The sequence below is a fragment of the Microbacterium umsixpiens genome, assembly GCF_053543675.1.
Genome location: NZ_JBLVOH010000226.1, coordinates 12,454 through 30,214 on the forward strand (window position 1 = coordinate 12,454; position 17,761 = coordinate 30,214).

Here is a 17,761-nt window from a genome sequence, read left to right on the forward strand (position 1 = left end):
CAGCGCGACGACGGCCGGGAGGCAGAGCAGCACCACGGCCCAGAAGGTGGAACGCCATCCGAAGGCGTTCGCGAGCATCGCGCCGGCGGGGACGCCAACGATCGTCGCGAGCGTCGTGCCCGCGAGCAGGACGGCGACGGCCCTGGTCGTCTGCGCCGGCGCGACGATGCCGCGCACGGTGGCCAGCGCGATCGCCAGGAAGCCGGCGTTCGCCAGGGCGGCGAGCACCCGGGTGACGAGGAGCAGGGAGAACGACGGTGCGAGCGCACCGACCACGTGCGCGGCGATGAAGATCACGAGGAGCAGCACGAGGGTCTGCCGCGGACGCCAGCGGCTGGCGAACACCGCCATCAGCGGCGCGCCCACCACCATGCCCACCGCGAAGGCGGAGGTCAGCAGGGCGGCGGTCGGAGGGTCGACGTCGAGGTCGGCGGACAGCGGGAGCAGAAGACCGGCGAGCATGAACTCGCTGGTGCCCTGGGCGAAGATCGCCAGAGCGAGGACGGGGATGAGGAACGGCATGGAGCATCCAGACGCGCAGAGCCGCGGGCGCTGCGAAACGCGCCGAGCGGCGGGTGAGTGAGGTCGACGAGGATGCGGGGAGCGCACGACGTGCGCTCACACCCGCGATCTAGCGTCTATCCGACTCAGGGCTCACCCGCCCAGCGTATCCGACGAGGCTCAGCCTGTCGGCATCCGCCTCCGGCCGAACAGGGGCAGGTCGGCGATCACGATCACGAAGACCAGATAGGCGGCGCTGAACCCGACGATGCTCAGCACGGACCCACCCAGACGCAGGGCGACCTCGTAACCCTCAGCAGATCCCGCCGTCACCGCTGCCCGCGCGAAGACGCCGAGCCGCACCTGGTTCGTCACCAGGATCAGCACGGTGGAGAGGACCACCGACACGCACACCCGCACCCCGCTGACGCGGGTCGCCGCCAGGATCACACCCCCGAGCCCCCACAGCGGCGCGGCGAGGAAAGCCACCGGGGACTCGACCGCCGCGGTGAACGCGCCAGGGGTGATCGTGGGCAGCCAGAGGCGAGCGACCTCCGTTTCCAGAAAGACAACCTGCGGCACCAGGAAGACGAGCACGACAGCGGCGGCGATCAACCCCACTCCCACGAACAGCCGTACCTTCATCGAGAGCGAAGAGCGGCGAGGAGTCCGGACGCGAACGCGGGGAGGCAGCGAAGCGGTGCGTGACATCAGGCGTCCTTCGCGATCGGACCGGCCACATCGATCTCCGCGTTGCGGCGGGTCTTCGCCCACCCGTTCCGGCCCCGGACGATCCGATAGAGCGCGCGGGCACCCGTCAGATAGACGTAGTAGTCGTACACCCACATCCCGAATCCCCAGAGGACGCCCGTCCAGAATCCGGCATCGGGCTCGCTGTACCGACGGTAGAGCGGCCCCCAGATGAAGAAGGGGCCGATGCCGAAGAGGAGGAAGAGGATGGCGAGGACGGGCAGGAAGCCCCAGGGGAGGGCGAACGCCCCGGAGACCACTCCCACGATCGCCCCGACGACCAGGGTCACCGCGGCGAGGCTGGCCACCACCTGGAAGACCGGGAGAAGCAGGTAGTAGCAGATCTCGAGAATGCCGGCGTTCGTGAGCATGCGAGATCGGACGATCTCGGGGATGTAGCGGATGCACTGCATGTTCCCCTGCGCCCAGCGCGTGCGTTGGACCGTGAACCGTCGGAAATCGTGCAGCGCCTCCTGGGCGACGTAGGTGTCGTGCAGGTGGCGGTTCTTATGCCCCGCCAGCAGCACGTGGATGCCCAGCTCGTAGTCCTCCAGAAGAGAGCCGTGCCACGGCCTGTCGGATCTCGCGGCGATGTCGTCCAGAACCGACAGGCGCGTGAACTGGCCGTTGCCGCCGAGGCCCACGGTCTCGGTCCAGCCGCGGAGGGACTGGATCGCGGCGATCGGCCCGCGGAACTCGAGGTCCTGCATCCGGATGAGGAATCGTCCGAACGTGTTGCGGGCCCACCCGGCGTCCGGGACCGGGCGCCGATCGTCGCGGTTCTTCATGTAGACGGTGACCTGCGCCGCCCCGACTTCGGGATCTCCGAACGCGTGGGGTGAGGCGGCCTTGCGGAGGATGTTCTCGGCCACCTCGCCATCGGCATCGACGACGCACACGACGACGCGCGAACGGTCGGTATCGGCGGGGAGGAACGCGTTCAGCGCGAAGTACGCGGCATTGAGCGCATCCCCTTTGCCGGTCCTCGCCTCGGGGCGCCGGCGCTGGACGAGGTGCACGAAGGCGTCCGCCTCGGCGGCCGACTGGACGATCGACGCGGTGCGGTCGTCGCTGTCGTCGTCGATCACCCAGACGTGTGCCTCCGGCACCGTGGAGCGGAGCATCCGGATGGTTCGCGAGATGACGACCTCCTCATCCCGGCACGGCACGAAGATGTGCCATGCGAAGGCATCCACGCGGCCATCGGGGTCCGGAGTGCGGCGGAGGAAGGGAACGATGATCATGAAGACGTAGACGAGGAACGTCAGCGTGACGATGAACGATATGGCGCTAGCGGCGACGAGCATCGCGACCTCGAACAGCGGCGGACATCCGACGACGCATCATGCACTCTCGTCACGGACGGTCGAGACGGCGGATCGGATGTGCTCCGCGATGCGCTCCGTGGCATGGCCGTCGCCGAACGGCGCCGGCAGGGCATCGAGGTCGGCGAGGGTGCGGGTCACCGTCGAGAGCAGGGCGGAGGTCTCTGTCGCGAGGGTCTGCGGGGTGACCAGACGGGTGAAGGAACCGAGCGCCTCGGGACGTTCGGTCGAGTCCCGGACCACGAGGACCGGGCGCCCGAGCACCGTCGCCTCCTCCTGGATGCCGCCGGAATCGGAGACCAGCACGGCGGCGTGCGAAGCGAGCGCGAGGAATCGCTCGTAGGTGTACGGCTCTTCGGCGATCAGCGCGTCGAGCAGGTGCTCCGCGTCGAGTGCCCTCAGCATCGCCCGCGTCCGAGGGTGCACGGGGAAGACGACCGGCCACCCCGATGCGGCGATGTCGTTGAGTGCGTGCAGCGTCGCGAAGAGGTTGTCCGCAGAATCGACGTTCTCCTGCCGGTGCAGGGTCGCGAGCACGTATTCCGCAGGCTCGACATCGATACGCTCCAGCTCGTCGACGTCGGAGCCGGCGGCGGCGCGCTGCGTGCGGACGGCTTCGACCACGGGATTCCCGGTCACATGGATGCGCTCCTCGTCGATGCCCTCCGCGAGCAGGTTGGCGCGGTTCGCCTGGGTCGCCGCGAACAGGTCGTCGGCGATGTGGTCGACCATGATCCGGTTGTGCTCTTCGGGCATCCGGCGATCGTTGGCGCGCAGCCCCGCTTCGACGTGCCCGAGCCGCACACCCGAGGCGTTCGCGGCGAGCGCGGCCGCGATCGTGGCATTCGTGTCTCCCTGCACGACGACGTAGCTCGGCTCGACCTCGTCGATCGCCTGCGCGATCTGCTCGGCCCCGCGGCCGATCTGCGCGGCCCGCGGGAGCCCGCCCACACGAAGCTGGCGGTGCACCCGCGTGATTCCGCACGATTTCAGGAACACGGCCGACATGTCACGGTCGTAGTGCTGACCGGTGTGGACGACGTAAGCGGCATCGCCGAGGCTGCGGACCAGCGGGGCGAGCTTGACGATCTCGGGACGGGTTCCGAACACGATCATCACCGAGGACTTCGGCAGGTGGGCGGGCGCGGTCGGTGTCGAGCACTTGTTCATGGGTACCTCGATCGGCCCCCGGGAGGCTTCCCGTGGCCGACGTGATGAGTGATTTCCGGTGGGTCCGGACCGACAGTACGTGTCGCCGCGTCCGCCGAGCGCGTGGATCCGGGCACGTATATCGACGTTCCGGCATTCGTCGACGGGAGCTGCTGCGCCGATAGGCTCGAGCCGTGTCGAACGCCGCATCCTCCGCCCCCACATCCGCCGCCTCCGACCTCGGTCGCCTCGCCGCCGCACTGGCCGATCCGGCTCCGCTGAACTGGATCATCACGGGCGACTCGATCACGCACGGCCTGGTGCACACACAGGGCGGGCGCAGCTATCCGGAGCACCTGCACGAGCTGATCCGCGGCGAGCGGGAGCGCGTGCGCGACATCGTGCTGAACACGGCGATCAGCGGCAACCGCATCGTCGACCTGCTCGATGACTGGGACCGCCGCGTCGCGTCCTGGCGGCCGGATGTGGTCACCCTCATGATCGGCACCAACGACGCCTCGGACGGCGGCCCCCGCGAGGTGATCTCGGCGGCGGACTACGCCGCATCGCTGCGGGACTTCGTGGCGCGGGTGCGCGCGCTCGGGGCGATCCCCGTGCTGCAGACCCCGCCGGCGATCGACACCCGCAATGCCCCGGAGCGCGCGCGGATCGGCGAGTTCGCCCAGGCCGTGCGCGAGGTCGCCGCGAGCGAAGACGTGATCCTCGTCGACCAGTTCGCGCGCTTCGCCGAGCTCGGCGCGGGCGGAGTCCCCTGGGGGCTCATGAACGACCCGTTCCACCCGAGCGCCACCGGCCACGCCGCCCTGGCCCTCGAGCTCGCGAACGTGCTCGGCCTCCGCCCCGACGGGCCGCGGGCGCGCACGCACGCCCTCCTCGAAGGCCTCGTCGCCACCGCGCGCGTCAACGGCTGAACAGCCCGCCCGACGGGTCGCCCTTCCGGGGTGAAAGCACTCTGGACGCTGGCCGCGGTGCGCCGCTAGGTTGAGCGCATTCGCAGTCGTCGAGAGGTGGGGGCATGTCTCACGTGGTGGCAACCGGGGCCGGGAAGGCCATGATGGAGCGTCGGAACGATCCGACGCACGACTACATCCTCGAGCTGACCGGCAAGGAGCGACCCCGGGTCCTCTTCGTCGGGACGGCAACCGGCGATGACGCCGCGTACATCCTGAGCTTCTATTCCACGTACGACTCGGACCGGTGCGCGCCGCACCATCTTCCGCTGTTCCACCGGGCGGTGGACGACCTCGCGGGCTTCGTGAAGGGCTTCGACGTGATCCACGTCGGCGGCGGCAACACCGCGAACATGCTCGACGTGTGGAAGCGGCAGGGCCTGGACGAGATCATGCGCGAGATGTGGGAGGACCCCGACTCGAACGTCGTGTTCACCGGGGGCAGCGCCGGCGGCATCTGCTGGTTCGAGGGCGGCACGACCGACAGCTACGGCCCGACCTTGCAGGTCTTGCCCGAGGGGCTCGGCTTCCTGCACGGCAGCTTCTGCCCGCACTACGACGCCGAGGATCAGCGGCGCCCCCTCTTCCACGCCTCGCTGTTGAGCGGAGAGCTCTCGACTGGATACGCGGTCGGCAACCTGCAGTCGCTGCACTTCGAGAACTCCGAGTTCGTCACCGCGATCAGCCCGGTCGAGGATGCTCTGGCGCTGCGGGTCGAGGCGATCGACGGGAAGATCGTCGAGACGCAGCTCGCGACGAAGGTACTCACGGGGAACGCCCCGATCGTGAAGGGGCCGTCGTCATGAACGACAACGTGTGGATCCTCATCGCGCAGCTGATCGTCGTCATCGGCGCGATCTACATGGGCACCCGCACGAGCGGGATCGGCCTCGGTGTCTGGGGCCTGGTCGGCGTGGCCGTGCTCATCTTCGTGTTCGGCGAAGCGCCGGGCAATGCCCCGGTCGACGCGGTCTTCATCGTCATCACGGTCATCACCGCGGCATCCACCATGCAAGCGGCCGGCGGCATCGACTGGATGGTGTCGGTCGCGGCGAAGGTGATCAGACGCAAGCCGAAATCGGTCGTGTTCCTCGCCCCGGCGATGTCGTTCCTCTTCACGGTCGGTGCGGGTACGGGGAACATCTTCTACCCGCTGCTGCCCGTGATCTACGACGTCTCGTACCAGCAGAAGATCCGCCCCGAGCGGGCGCTGTCGGTCTCGGCCGTCGCCTCGCAGGTCGGCATCCTCTGCTCTCCCGTCTCGGCTGCGACCGCCTCGATGGTCGTGCTGCTCGCGCCGCAGGGCGTCGACCTCGGCCAGCTGCTGCTCATCATGTGGCCGGCCTCCATCGCCGGGCTGTTCGTCGCCGCGCTCGTCATGATGCGCCACGGCAAAGACCTCGAGGACGACCCGGAGTTCCAGCGCCGTCTGAAGGAGGGGCAGATCAAGCCGCCGCAGACCGACGCGCACGAGAACAAGCTTCCGAAGACCGCCGTGCTCTCGGCCACGCTCTTCCTCATCGGCGTCGGGGTGATCGTGTTCTTCGGCCTGTTCGAAGCGCTGCGCCCCGTGATCGGCACCGACGACGCCGGCGACCCGGTGCGTCTCAGCGTCACGGTCATCATCGAGGTCACGATGGGCATCATCGCCGCCCTGATCTTCGTCTTCTGCAAGGTCAAGGCCGCCGACGTCCCCAAGCAGCCCACGTTCCCCGCCGGCATCGTCGGGGCGATCGCCCTCTTCGGTATCGCGTGGCTCGCCAACACGTTCGTCGCGGCGAACCAGACGCTCATCGTCGACGGGCTCGGATCCGTCGTCTCCGGATCGTCGGCGTTCCTCGGGGCGCTGCTGTTCGCAATGGCGCTGTTCGCGGTCGCGATGCTCACCACCAGCCAATCGAGTGCGACCAATGCGATCGTCCCGATCGGCATCACGATCGGGCTCCCGGCGCCGCTGCTGGTAGGACTGTGGCCCTCGACGATGGGCATCTACACCCTGCCCGCCAACGGCAGCCAGGTCGCCACCGTCGCCTTCGACCAGACCGGCACGACGAAGATGGGCAAGTACGTCTTCGACCACTCGTTCCAGCTGCCGAACCTCGTCTACGTGGGCGTCGCCATCGTCGTCGGGGTGGGCCTGTCGTTCCTGATCAGCTGACATGACCGACACCGTCGACCGTTCGGCGCTTCGCCAGTTCCTGCTCGGGCTGGCGCAGGGGATGAACGCGTCGGCGGAGTCCGTCGACCGCATCCGCGACACGCTCACCGCCGTCGCCCGGGCCTACGGTGGCGACGACACCGACTTCGTCGTGCTGCCGACGATCATCCTCGTCGAGACCGGCGAGTCGGATGAGTCCAGGGTCGCCATCCGCTCGGCGACCAACGCCTCGTTCCGGTTCGACCAGATCGCCGCGCTGTACGACCTGATCGGCGAAGCACGGACCGGTGCGGTCCCGCCGCTCGACGGCATCCGCCGGCTGAACGAGATCGGGGCGATGCGGCCGCGACTCGGCTGGTTCACCCGCACGCTCGGACACGGCGTGCTCACCGCCGGTCTCGCACTGCTCCTGGCCCCGACCTGGCAGGGCGTGATCGTCGCGTTCATCCTCGGCTTCGGGATCGGACTGCTGAAGCTCGTGCGGTCCCCGACCCTGCAGCTGATCCTGCCGATCGCGGCGGCCTTCGTGTGCGCGGGCGCCGTCTTCCTCCTCGCCGAGGTGATCGAGATCGGCGACCCCATCCGTCTGCTGATCGCGCCGCTGGTGACCTTCCTGCCCGGAGGCGTGCTCACCACCGCGACCGTCGAACTCGCCGCGGGGCAGATGATCTCGGGGGCCGCGCGTCTCGTCTACGGTTTCGTGCAGCTCGCGCTGCTGGCCTTCGGCATCCTCGCCGCCGGTGCGGTCGTCGGGGTCGAGTCGCGGTCATACGAGCCGCTCCCCGCCTCCGCTTTCCTTCCCTGGTGGGTCGGCTTCCTGGGCGTCCTCGTGTTCGCCATCGGCAACTACCTGCACTTCTCCGCGCCCGCCTCGACCTTCGGATGGGTGCTCCTCGCGCTGGTCGTCGCGTACGTCGGCCAGTGGGCGGGGACCGAGTTCATCGACCCCACGATCGGCGGGTTCGTGGGAGCCGTCGCCGTCACACCCGTGGTGTTCTGGATCGCCGGGCTGCGCCACGGGGCTCCGTCGCAACTCACCTTCCTCCCCGCGTTCTGGCTGCTCGTGCCGGGGGCTGCCGGGCTCGTGGGCCTCACCGAGGCGTTCGCGACCGACAACGGGCTCGCCGACTTCACGGCGGCACTCACCTCGATCATGTCGATCGCCCTCGGCGTGCTGATCGGCACCGCGCTGTACCGGGTGGTGCATCACGGGGCCGAGGAGTTCGTGCAGTTCGCCGTGGCGCTGCCCGCCGCACCGGAAGCCGAACGGGAGCCGAGCTTCTGGTCGCGGATCGCTGCGCCGTGGCGGCGGCTGGGCCGGAACCGGGCGGACCGCCGGAGGTAGGCGACGCGGACCGGCTAGCGGGCCACGCCGGCCCGCGTCAGGAGCCGCCGGACGATCGCCTCTTCGTGCCTTCTCTCTTCGTGCTGGCGTTGGCCACGATGCATCTGCGTCCACCGACGCGTCGGGAGCACAAGACGGTGAACGCGTGATCGCGATCGAGACCTAGACAAGAGCCCCCAGGATCGCTTCGACGTCGTCCATGTCGCGCCGGTCGCGGAGCTCCGCAAGCTAGAGCGTCTTCTTCGCCTTGTGAAGCAGGCCCTTCACTTCGTCTTGGTCGAGCTCGCCGAATTCTTCCGCGCTCTCAGCGATGAACGCCGTTCGTCGAGCATGGATCTTGTCCCGATAAGCCAAAACGTCCGAAAGCAGGAGCTTTCGCCTCACGGTACCCGGCACGTGCGCCGGCAGCTCTCCGGTCTCGACCAGCTGCACGACAGTCGGTCGGCTGATGCCGAGTATCTCGCCAGCCTGCTGTGTCGTGACCTGCTGGTCGCTAGCAGCGATGCGCACAGACTGTCCTCGGTTCAGAGCCTCGACCGCCTGCTTCAGTACTCCGTAGAGCTGCTCGTTGATCTCGACACGATCGTGTTCGCCGGAGCCGCTGAGGAAGAACTGAGGTCGCGCTGCTTCTCCGTGCTGCGGACCATGCGCAGCTTCGTGCTCTTCCATAAAACGCAGGAGCGAAGCAATACTCGCGGCGTGACCCGGCTCGGGGGAGACAGTGGTGTTCTGCACTCGCGCGGTCATTGCGATCCTCCTCCAGAATCATCGGCACCCGACGATGCGATGAACCACTCACTCTATCTCGAAAACGAAAGTTGCGAAAGTTACGAAAGTTGCAACCTGGCCCCGAGCGTGACGCGCGGCCCACGCGACGGCGGCGGGGAGCGTGCCGAATGGCATACTCCCCGCCGTCTGCGTCCTCTCGCGCCGCGCTACTGCCGCGACCCGATCTCGTCGATCGGACGGGTGCGCATGGCGGCGGTGGTTCCCGCCCACAGCGCCACGAGCGCGAGAGCTCCCATCGCACCGATGATGGTCAGTGACCCGAGCGCGGGCAGCGCGGGAATCGGCTGACCCGAGATGCCCATGCTCACTCCGATGAGCGGAGGGATCGCGACCACGACGCCGAACACCATGCCGATCACGGCCACCAGCACGGCTTCGATCCGCATCATCGAGCGCACCTGCCGGCGGGACGAACCGATCAGCTGCATCAGAGCGAACTCCCGCGAGCGCTCCCCCGTCGCCATCACGAGCGTGTTGACCACGGCGATCGCGATGTAGCCGAGGATCACGAGCAGCGCGATGAGGTTCACCCAGCCCTGCTGCGACTGCGCACCCGCGCCCGCTGCCTCCTGGCCCGACCCGTCGCTCACGACGAAACCGCGCTCGGTCAGCGCCGCACGCACGTCATCGAGGGCACCCGGATCGACCGTCGCGAGCGCGAACGCATCCAGGCCGGCCGTGGTGTGCGCGCTGACCTCGTCGGCGGCCATGGTGAGGTCCCCGAATCCGAGACCGCGCTCGTAGACCGCGACGACCGTGGCCTCCCACGGCGAACCGTCGCCGAGGTGGCCGGTGACCGTGCCGCCGATGTCGAGCCCGAGGCTCTGGGCGGCATCCGTGCTCACGGCCACCGTCGTGGTGCCGTCGAGGTCGGTGAGCGCCCCCTCACGCACGCGCAGGTCGAGGCTCTGCGCCGCTCGCTCCGGATCGATGCCCTGCAGCACGTGCTCCTCGCGCTCGAGTTTCCCCTCGAAATCGTAGGAATCGATCACCGCGGCACTCAGCGCGACGCCCGACGCCTCGGCCACACCCGGGGTCTCGCGGATCGCCTCGACCGCCTCCGGCGAAAGACCGTTCGGCGCCGTCACCCGCAGGTCGGCGATGACGCCGGCCGTGGCCTGCGTCGCGGCCTCGGCGGCGATGATCGACGGGGCCCCGATCTGCACGAGTCCCAGCCCGATGCCGAGAGCGATCGGCAGGATGGCCGAGGCCAGACGCCGACTGTTCGCCGCGGCATTCGCCGAAGCCAGGAAGCCCGCGGACGACAACCGCCGCAGCACGCTGCCGATCAGGCGCATGCTCAGCGACACGAGCCACGGGCCGAGCATGGCGAGCGCGATGATGAGCAGCATCACCGCACCGGCCGCGGCGCCCGCCGCGATCTGTCCACGCAGCACGAGCGGCACCGTCGACATCGAGATGCCGGCAGCGGCGAGCACGATCCCTATGATGATCCGCGTCAGACCGATCGCGGGAGCACCCGTCGCCGACTCGCGCAGCGCCTCGACCGGGTCGAGCTTCGCGACCCTCGAGGCCGCGATGCGCGCCGCACCCCAGGCGGCGGCGAGTACGAGCAGCACCGCGCCGACCGCGGGAAGCGGACTGAAGGCGAGGGCGAAGTCGCCGGGGATGACGCCTCCCGTGACGAATGCCGACTGCAGCACGGTCGACAGCAGGTACCCGGGCGCGATGCCCAGCAGTGCAGCGACCGCCGACACCCACAGCACCTCGCGGGCCACGAGCGAATGCACCTGCGACGGGCTCGCGCCGACCGCCCGCAGCAGGGCGTAGTCCCGTCGGCGCGACTGCACCGACAGTGACAGCGTGCCCGCCACGATGAACATCGCCACGAGGATGCAGGTGCCGACGAAGGCGCTGCCGATGGCGACGAGCATCGAACGCGCCGCCCCCGAGTCGAGGAACTCCACGTCGCCACGGGCGTCTCCCGTGCGGGCGACCAGGTCGGGGAAAGCCTCGCGGATCGCGGTGGCCGTCTGCTCGGGGTCGTTCCCGGCGACGAAGACACCCAGCGCCTGCGCGGCACCGTCGTGCGGGTCGAGTCGGCCGATGCGCTGCTCCGTGAGGAACACGTGTGCGCTCCGCTCGGGTGCCGCAGGAGCTGCGACCTCCCCGACGACGCGGTACTCCGAGGGGATACCGCCGTGCGCCAGGACGACCGTGCCGCCGACGACCTGGCCGCTGCCGGCGGTGACCACGACCTCGTCGGCTGCCGCGGGCTCCCGCCCCTCGCGCAGTTCGAAACCGGTCAGCGCCGTGGCCTCCCACGGGTGCGCCTCGACGACGGCGGGCGCAGCGGCATCGGCATCCGCATCCGTACCTGCGCCCTGCAGCACGAGCGGAACGGTCACGTCGGCCACGACGCGGTCGACCCCCGGCAGCGCGGCGATGTCGCGCGCCGCGTCGGCGGGCAGCGACGCGCGCTCCCGCAACGGAACGGGGAGGTCCTCCGGCACGTCCACCTGCTGCGGCGCGCCCACGACCACATCCACCGCGGCATAGCGTTCGGGGGCGAGCCCGCCGCGCATGCCGGATTCGACGAGCACGCCGAGGCCCGTCACCAGAGCGCTCGCGACGAACACGGCGACCGCGACTCCGACGAAACTCCGACGGTGGTGGCGAAGATCCGCTCGGACGAGTCGGCCCAAGCCCAGCGGCCCCGACATCACCACTCCCCCAATGCGCTCATGCGGTCGTTGATCTGCGCCGGGTCGGCGCCGTCGAGGTAGCCCGCGAAGGCGCCGTCGGCGAGGAAGATCACGCGATCGGCGTGCGATGCCACGACGGGATCGTGCGTCACGACCACGACGGTCTGGTTCAGCTCCCGAGCCGTGTGAGCGAGCAGATCGAGCACCTGCTTGCCCGAGCGCGAGTCGAGCGCGCCGGTCGGCTCGTCGCCGAACACCACGTGCGGTCGGGTGATGAGGGCGCGCGCGATCGCCACCCGCTGCTGCTGGCCACCGGAGAGCTCGGAGGGGCGGCGGTGACGGAACTCCGCGAGCCCCACCGCGTCGAGCAGGAAGTCGAGCCACCGCGCCTCGAGGCTCCGGCCGCCGAGCCGCAGCGGGAGGGTGATGTTGTCCTCGACGTTCAGGGCCGGCAGCAGGTTGTACGCCTGGAACACGAAGCCCACGTGATCGCGCCGGAAGGCGGTGAGTTGACGTGCCTTCAGGCTCGAGATCTCGGTTCCGCCGAGGTGGACGGTGCCGCTGCTGGGCCGGTCGAGTCCCGCAGCACTGTGCAGCAACGTGCTCTTGCCCGAGCCGGAGGGGCCCATGATCGCGGTGAAGGTGCCCTTCGCGATGGCGAGGTTCACGCCGCGGAGGGCGGTGACGCGGCTGGCGCCTGCGCCGTAGGTCTTGACGACGGACTGCAGGCGCAGCGCTTCGGCGGGGCCCGCATCGACGGCGGGGGCGAGTGGTGTGGAGGTCATGATTCGACGCTAGGGACGGCCGATCCGGCATCCCATCCCGCCCGCTGCCGCATCGATGGTGGTGCTGGCTATACCGTGCTCGGCCGACCCCTCCGTCAGACTGTGAGAGTGAAGGACGGACGGATGCGACGCTGGCTGCGCGCCTGGGGATACCTGGCCGTCGAGGCCGGAGTCTCGATCGCGTCCGTGGTGTTCCTCAGCCTCGGGCTCGCCCTGCTCCCCCTCATGATCATCACCGGCGGCGTGCTGCTGATGCCCGAGGCGGTCCGCGGCCTGCACGGGTGGACGGATGTGAACCGCCGCCGCGTCGGCGCCTACCGGGGCGAGGAGCTGCCGCCGATCGGCCACGTGCTCCCGCCCGCCTCGACCATCGACGACCGTCTGCGCTTCGCGTTCTCGCGCGCCACGGGTCGCGACCTCCTGTGGCTGGCGGTGCAGGGGATCCCCGTGCTGTTCCTCTCCATGCTGACGATCTCGCTCCCGGTAGCAGCGGTCAACTCGCTCGCCATCACCTACTACTGGCAGTTCGCGCCCGCCGACGACCCTGTCAGCTCCGTGTATCCGGTCACGTCGTGGGAGCTCGCGGCGACGATGCCGCTCGTCGCTCTGGCGTATGCGATCCTCGCGGTCTTCCTGATCCCGGCCGTCGCGCGGCTGGTGTCGTTCGTCTCCGCGAAGTTGCTCGCGACTCCCGAGAAGTCGCGCCTCGCCGCCCGAGTCGACGCCCTCACGCTCAGCCGGGCCGCCGCCCTCGACGCGCACGCTGCAGAACTCCGCCGCATCGAGCGCGACCTGCACGACGGGGCCCAGAACCGCCTGGTGAACGTCGTGATGATGCTCGGGATCGCCGAGCGGGCGCAGGAGACCGGGGGCGACGTGCTCGAACCGCTGCGGCGAGCGCAGGATGCCGCGACCGATGCGCTCGCCGGACTCCGCCGCACCGTGCACGACATCTACCCGCCGATCCTCGACGAGCTCGGGCTGGAAGGCGCGCTGGCCTCGCTCGCCGGGCGCAGCGTCGTTCCCTGCACGATCGAGGCGGCCGATGTCGGGCGTGTGCCGGCGGCGGTCGAGTCGGCCAGCTACTTCGTCGTGGCCGAGGCCCTCACCAACGTCAGCAAGTACAGCGCGGCGACACGGGCCTCCGTCGAGGTCGCCCGCGAGGGCGAGGTGCTGCTCATCACGGTCGAGGACGACGGCGAGGGCGGAGCCGCGGAGCGTCCGGGCGGCGGCATCGCCGGCATCCGTCGTCGCATCGAAGCCTTCGAGGGCACGCTGGAGCTCACGAGCCCGGCCGGCGGGCCCACCATCCTGAGAGCGGAGCTGCCATGCGGATCGTGATCGCCGAGGACGACACCCTCCTTCGTGAAGGCCTGGCACTGCTGCTGCGCAGCGAGGGCTTCGACGTGGTCGCCGCGGTCGACAACGCCGAGGGGTTCCTGGAGCGACTCGACGAGGCGGATGCCGCGGTGGTCGATGTGCGGATGCCGCCGACCTTCACGAGCGAGGGGTTGAAGGCCGCCGCCGAGGCGCGCGCCCGCCGCCCCGGCTTCCCCGTGCTGGTGCTGTCGGCCTATGTCGAGGACCGCTATGCCGGCGAACTCCTCGCAGCCGGCGCCGACGGTCTCGGCTACCTCTTGAAGGAGCGCGTGGGCAAGGTCGCCTCCTTCATCGATGCCCTCAACCGCGTGGCTGCCGGGGGCACGGTGATGGACCCCGAGGTGATCTCGCAGCTGATGAGCCGCCGTCGCGCCGACGATCCGGTGCAGACGCTCACCCCGCGCGAGCGCGAGGTGCTCGGGCTCATGGCCGAGGGGCTCGACAACGGCACCATCGCCGGGCGACTCTTCGTGACCGAGACCGCGGTGAGCAAGCACATCGGCAACATCTTCGGCAAGCTCGGGCTCGCCTCCAGCGACAGCGGACACCGGCGCGTGCTGGCCGTGCTCGCCTACCTCCGCACCTGACGGCATCCGGCCTGGCGCTCAGGCGCGATTCGATGCCATGCTGACGGGGATGAAACGCTCCACCAAGATCACCACCGCCGTCGTCGTCGTGGCCGTCGCCGGGTTGTTCGCCGCCGCGGCCCCTGCCGTGGTCAGCGCCGCGCCCGCGGTGTTCGGCGTCGCCTCCTGGGCGTCGGAGCGCTTCGCCGCCGCCGAGCCCTCCACGGCCCCCACGCCGGCACCCTCGGATGCGGGCGGGAAGACGGAGGAGAGCCTCGTCTCCCTCGGCGACGGCATCAGCGTTCCCGCCGGCGGTCCCGGTGACTGCACCACCAATGCGTTCATCAACATCGGGAGCGACGACGGCGAAACGATGCATGCCAAGCTCCTGGGCGAGCTCGTCGAGATGGGCGAGTCGGAGCTGGCGAGCGGACCCGTGACCGTCGATGCCGACGGAGAGATCTTCTCGTACGAGGTAGAGGCCGGCGACAGCCTCATCGCGATCGGCGAGCGCTTCTGCGTCGACTACGTCACCGTCGGCAGCTTCAACCATGTGCGCGGCTTTGAGCCGATCGCACCCGGGGACGTCCTCTACCTGCGCCCGGATCCGACGCTTCCGTTCGTCGACATCTACTCGCCGTACAACGCCGCACCCGGGTCGTCGACCATCCCGTACTACGACGGTGTGGCGGCGTTCTCGACCGCCGTCGCCACCGCAGACCTGGGTGCCGCGCGGTTCCTGTGGCAGCGCCTGGAGAAGGACATGCCCCCGGAGACGGCGGCCGTGATCACGCAGGCGCTGAACGACGAGGATCTGTCGCTGCTCCGCCGCATGTTCCCGTAGCAGCAGGCGCTCTTCGCCGCCGGTCCGTCGGCGGTCGTTCCCGCGCGCCCGGAAACCCCTCGCAGATCTCCTCCGAGAAGTTCGGTATTCGGTGTTGCTAAGTACCGGTACTCAGTGTTACTTTGTGCCGGTACCCAGCAACACTGAGTACCAACCGAAACGAAAGGAGGACCTGATGGGCAAGCAGATGACCGAGATGCTCAAGGGCACTCTGGAGGGCATCGTTCTGGCTCTCCTCGCCGAGCAGCCGGCATACGGGTACGAGATCACCACACGCATCCGCGACCACGGATTCACCGACATCGCCGAAGGCACGATCTACGCACTCCTGGTGCGCATCGAGCAGAAGAACCTCGTCGACGTCGAGAAGGTCCCGAGCGAGAAGGGTCCGCCCCGCAAGGTGTACACCCTGAACACCCAGGGCCGGCAGGAGCTCGAGGAGTTCTGGACCACCTGGAGCTTCCTGAAGACACACATCGAACAGCTGGAAAAGCGCAACACCGAGAACAAGGAGAACTGACCATGGCCGCGAAGTGGATCGAAGCGATCACCGGATCCCTCGAAGAGAAGAAGCTCTACAAGCAGGCGCAGGCCCGCATCAACGCCCTCCCCGAGCCGTACCGCGAGGTCGCGAAGGCGCAGCAGCGCTACAACATGTACTACGGCGGAGTCACCGACGGCGACACCATCGTGAAGATGTTCCTCGACATCGCCGACCTGTGGGAGCGCGCCGCGCTCGACGGCACCCCGGTCAGCGCCATCGTCGGCGACGACCCCGTCGAGTTCGCCGAGAACTACGCCGCCGCATACGGCGGACGGCAGTGGATCGACAAGGAGCGCGCACGCCTCATCAAGGCGTTCGACGACGCGAAGAAGAAGGAGGAGTCATGACGAATGCAGCCATCTCGGTGCGCGGCATCGAGAAGTCGTACAAGGATCTGCACGTGCTGCGCGGCGTCGACTTCGAGGTCGAGAAGGGCAGCATCTTCGCCCTCCTCGGCTCGAACGGCGCCGGCAAGACCACGGTGGTGCGCATCCTCTCCACCCTGCTGAAGGCGGATGCCGGCACGGCGACCGTGCAGGGCATCGATGTCGCCGCGAACCCGGTCGGCGTCCGCGAGGTGATCAGCCTCACCGGGCAGTTCGCCGCGGTCGACGAGATCCTCACCGGACGCGAGAACCTGGTCCTGGTCGCGAAGCTGCGGCACCTGCCCGACGCCGGGAACATCGCCGACGACCTGCTGGCGAAGTTCCGCCTGACGGATGCCGGAGCCCGCAAGGCCGGCACCTACTCCGGCGGCATGCGTCGCCGGCTCGACATCGCGATGAGCCTGGTCGGTCACCCCGAGGTCATCTACCTCGACGAGCCGACCACCGGCCTCGACCCCGAAGCCCGCATCGAGGTGTGGGACGTGGTCAAGGAACTCGCGAACACCGGCACCACGGTGCTGCTCACCACGCAGTACCTCGACGAGGCGGAGCAGTTGGCCGACCGCATCGCGATCCTGCACGAGGGCCGCATCATCGCCAACGACACTCTCGCCGGCCTCAAGCGCCTGCTGCCGGCCGCCAAGGTCGAGTACGTCGAGAAGCAGCCCACCCTCGAGGAGATCTTCCTCACCCTCATCGGCCCCCAGGCCCCCGGAAAGGAGAACGCAGCATGAGCACGCACTTCGCCGCCGATACGGCGACACTCACCGGCCGCTCCATGCGGCACATCTTCCGCAGCCCCGACACGATCATCACCACGGCGGTCACCCCGATCGCGCTGATGCTCCTGTTCGTGTACGTCTTCGGCGGCGCCCTGCAGCAGAGCACCGGTGCCGAGAACTACGTGAACTACCTGCTCCCCGGCATCCTGCTGATCGCTGTCGCATCCGGCATCGCGTACACCGCGTTCCGGCTCTTCAACGATCTGCAGAGCGGAATCTTCGAGCGGTTCCACTCCATGCCGATCGCCCGATCGAGCGTGCTGTGGGCCCATGTGCTCACCTCCCTCACGGCGAACGCCATCACCCTGGCGATCATCTTCGGCGTCGGATTCCTGATGGGCTTCCGCACCGGGGCGAGCCCGCTCGCCTGGCTCGGAGTCATCGGCATCCTGCTGCTGTTCACCCTGGCCCTCACGTGGCTCGCGATCATCGCGGGGCTCAGCGCGAAGACGATCGACGGGGCGACCGCGTTCTCGTACCCGCTGATCTTCCTGCCGTTCATCAGCTCGGCCTTCGTGCCGACCGAGACGATGCCGGGACCGGTGCAGTGGTTCGCCGAGAATCAGCCCGTCACCTCGATCGTCAACACCATCCAGGCGCTGTTCGCCGAACAGCCCGTCGGCGACGACATCTGGGTCGCCCTCGCCTGGTGCGTCGGCATCCTCGTGGTCGCCTACGTGTTCGCGATCATCGCCTACCGGAAGAAGGTCAGCTGATCTTCGCCCAGCGAGACGGGACGCTCCGACCGGGTCACTCGACCCGGCCGGGGCGTTTCGCCGCGCTCGGCGGCGGTTCGGCGTCGCGCGTCGCGCGTTGTGAA

General features: G+C 69.1%; 18 protein-coding genes. 11 read left to right on the forward strand and 7 right to left on the reverse strand.

Annotation, left to right across the window (positions count from 1 at the left end; genetic code table 11):
- From ACNPM4_RS18945 to wecB, 4 genes are all read right to left on the reverse strand, one after another.
- The coding region (locus ACNPM4_RS18945) for an MFS transporter (RefSeq protein ID WP_448986756.1) at positions 1–522 on the reverse strand (522 nt) is incomplete at its 3' end.
- Positions 523–681: 159 nt separating this feature from the next.
- Entirely contained in the window at positions 682–1,212 is a 531-nt protein-coding gene (locus ACNPM4_RS18950) for a hypothetical protein (protein ID WP_448986758.1), read from the reverse strand.
- Positions 1,212–2,558, reverse strand: a complete 1,347-nt coding sequence (locus tag ACNPM4_RS18955) for a glycosyltransferase (RefSeq protein ID WP_400857093.1) — start codon at positions 2,556–2,558, stop codon at positions 1,212–1,214. The genes ACNPM4_RS18950 and ACNPM4_RS18955 overlap by 1 nt, the downstream gene beginning before the upstream one ends.
- A gap of 36 nt (positions 2,559–2,594) precedes the next feature.
- On the reverse strand, positions 2,595–3,746 hold the full coding sequence (gene wecB, locus ACNPM4_RS18960; RefSeq protein WP_448986760.1) for a non-hydrolyzing UDP-N-acetylglucosamine 2-epimerase: 1,152 nt from the start codon (positions 3,744–3,746) through the stop codon (positions 2,595–2,597).
- 173 nt (positions 3,747–3,919) lie between these two features.
- Between wecB and ACNPM4_RS18965 the strand changes: the two genes are divergently transcribed.
- The 4 genes from ACNPM4_RS18965 to ACNPM4_RS18980 all read left to right on the forward strand — a co-directional run bounded on the left by ACNPM4_RS18965 (position 3,920) and on the right by ACNPM4_RS18980 (position 8,199).
- Complete coding sequence (locus tag ACNPM4_RS18965) at positions 3,920–4,657, forward strand: SGNH/GDSL hydrolase family protein (RefSeq protein ID WP_448986762.1); 738 nt, start codon at positions 3,920–3,922, stop codon at positions 4,655–4,657.
- A gap of 104 nt (positions 4,658–4,761) precedes the next feature.
- Positions 4,762–5,502 carry a Type 1 glutamine amidotransferase-like domain-containing protein gene (locus ACNPM4_RS18970; protein WP_105712195.1) on the forward strand — a complete coding sequence of 247 codons (741 nt, stop codon included), beginning with the start codon at positions 4,762–4,764 and terminating at the stop codon, positions 5,500–5,502.
- Positions 5,499–6,854, forward strand: coding sequence for an anaerobic C4-dicarboxylate transporter family protein (locus tag ACNPM4_RS18975; RefSeq protein ID WP_448986764.1), 1,356 nt, complete (start codon positions 5,499–5,501; stop codon positions 6,852–6,854). Before ACNPM4_RS18970 ends, ACNPM4_RS18975 begins: the two co-directional genes overlap by 4 nt.
- Position 6,855: 1 nt before the next feature.
- The gene (locus tag ACNPM4_RS18980) at positions 6,856–8,199 is read left to right on the forward strand and encodes a threonine/serine exporter family protein (RefSeq protein ID WP_448986765.1); all 1,344 of its coding nucleotides are present in this window, start codon (positions 6,856–6,858) and stop codon (positions 8,197–8,199) included.
- Positions 8,200–8,427: 228 nt separating this feature from the next.
- Here ACNPM4_RS18980 and ACNPM4_RS18985 read toward each other — a convergent pair whose 3' ends face one another.
- The 3 genes from ACNPM4_RS18985 to ACNPM4_RS18995 all read right to left on the reverse strand — a co-directional run bounded on the left by ACNPM4_RS18985 (position 8,428) and on the right by ACNPM4_RS18995 (position 12,439).
- On the reverse strand, positions 8,428–8,946 hold the full coding sequence (locus tag ACNPM4_RS18985; RefSeq protein ID WP_448986766.1) for a helix-turn-helix domain-containing protein: 519 nt from the start codon (positions 8,944–8,946) through the stop codon (positions 8,428–8,430).
- A 188-nt stretch (positions 8,947–9,134) separates the two neighbouring features.
- Positions 9,135–11,672 carry an ABC transporter permease gene (locus tag ACNPM4_RS18990; RefSeq protein ID WP_448986768.1) on the reverse strand — a complete coding sequence of 846 codons (2,538 nt, stop codon included), beginning with the start codon at positions 11,670–11,672 and terminating at the stop codon, positions 9,135–9,137.
- Positions 11,672–12,439, reverse strand: a complete 768-nt coding sequence (locus ACNPM4_RS18995) for an ABC transporter ATP-binding protein (RefSeq protein WP_372467866.1) — start codon at positions 12,437–12,439, stop codon at positions 11,672–11,674. The genes ACNPM4_RS18990 and ACNPM4_RS18995 overlap by 1 nt, the downstream gene beginning before the upstream one ends.
- A gap of 123 nt (positions 12,440–12,562) precedes the next feature.
- On the opposite strand from ACNPM4_RS18995, the gene ACNPM4_RS19000 reads away from it, so the two are divergent.
- From ACNPM4_RS19000 to ACNPM4_RS19030, 7 genes are all read left to right on the forward strand, one after another.
- Complete coding sequence (locus tag ACNPM4_RS19000) at positions 12,563–13,780, forward strand: sensor histidine kinase (protein ID WP_448986770.1); 1,218 nt, start codon at positions 12,563–12,565, stop codon at positions 13,778–13,780.
- Positions 13,768–14,406, forward strand: a complete 639-nt coding sequence (locus tag ACNPM4_RS19005; RefSeq protein ID WP_029263193.1) for a response regulator — start codon at positions 13,768–13,770, stop codon at positions 14,404–14,406. The genes ACNPM4_RS19000 and ACNPM4_RS19005 overlap by 13 nt, the downstream gene beginning before the upstream one ends.
- A gap of 49 nt (positions 14,407–14,455) precedes the next feature.
- Positions 14,456–15,229 (forward strand): hypothetical protein, encoded by a 774-nt coding sequence (locus ACNPM4_RS19010; RefSeq protein ID WP_448986773.1) that lies wholly within the window; start codon positions 14,456–14,458, stop codon positions 15,227–15,229.
- 175 nt (positions 15,230–15,404) lie between these two features.
- The gene (locus ACNPM4_RS19015; RefSeq protein ID WP_448986775.1) at positions 15,405–15,749 is read left to right on the forward strand and encodes a PadR family transcriptional regulator; all 345 of its coding nucleotides are present in this window, start codon (positions 15,405–15,407) and stop codon (positions 15,747–15,749) included.
- A gap of 2 nt (positions 15,750–15,751) precedes the next feature.
- Complete coding sequence (locus ACNPM4_RS19020) at positions 15,752–16,120, forward strand: DUF1048 domain-containing protein (protein WP_029263196.1); 369 nt, start codon at positions 15,752–15,754, stop codon at positions 16,118–16,120.
- A complete protein-coding gene (locus ACNPM4_RS19025; protein WP_029263197.1) occupies positions 16,117–16,893 on the forward strand; it encodes an ABC transporter ATP-binding protein in 777 nt (258 codons plus the stop codon). The genes ACNPM4_RS19020 and ACNPM4_RS19025 overlap by 4 nt, the downstream gene beginning before the upstream one ends.
- Positions 16,890–17,657: an ABC transporter permease gene (locus ACNPM4_RS19030; protein ID WP_091027659.1), complete on the forward strand. Its 768-nt coding sequence runs from the start codon at positions 16,890–16,892 to the stop codon at positions 17,655–17,657. Before ACNPM4_RS19025 ends, ACNPM4_RS19030 begins: the two co-directional genes overlap by 4 nt.
- The last annotated feature ends 104 nt before the right edge of the window (positions 17,658–17,761 follow it).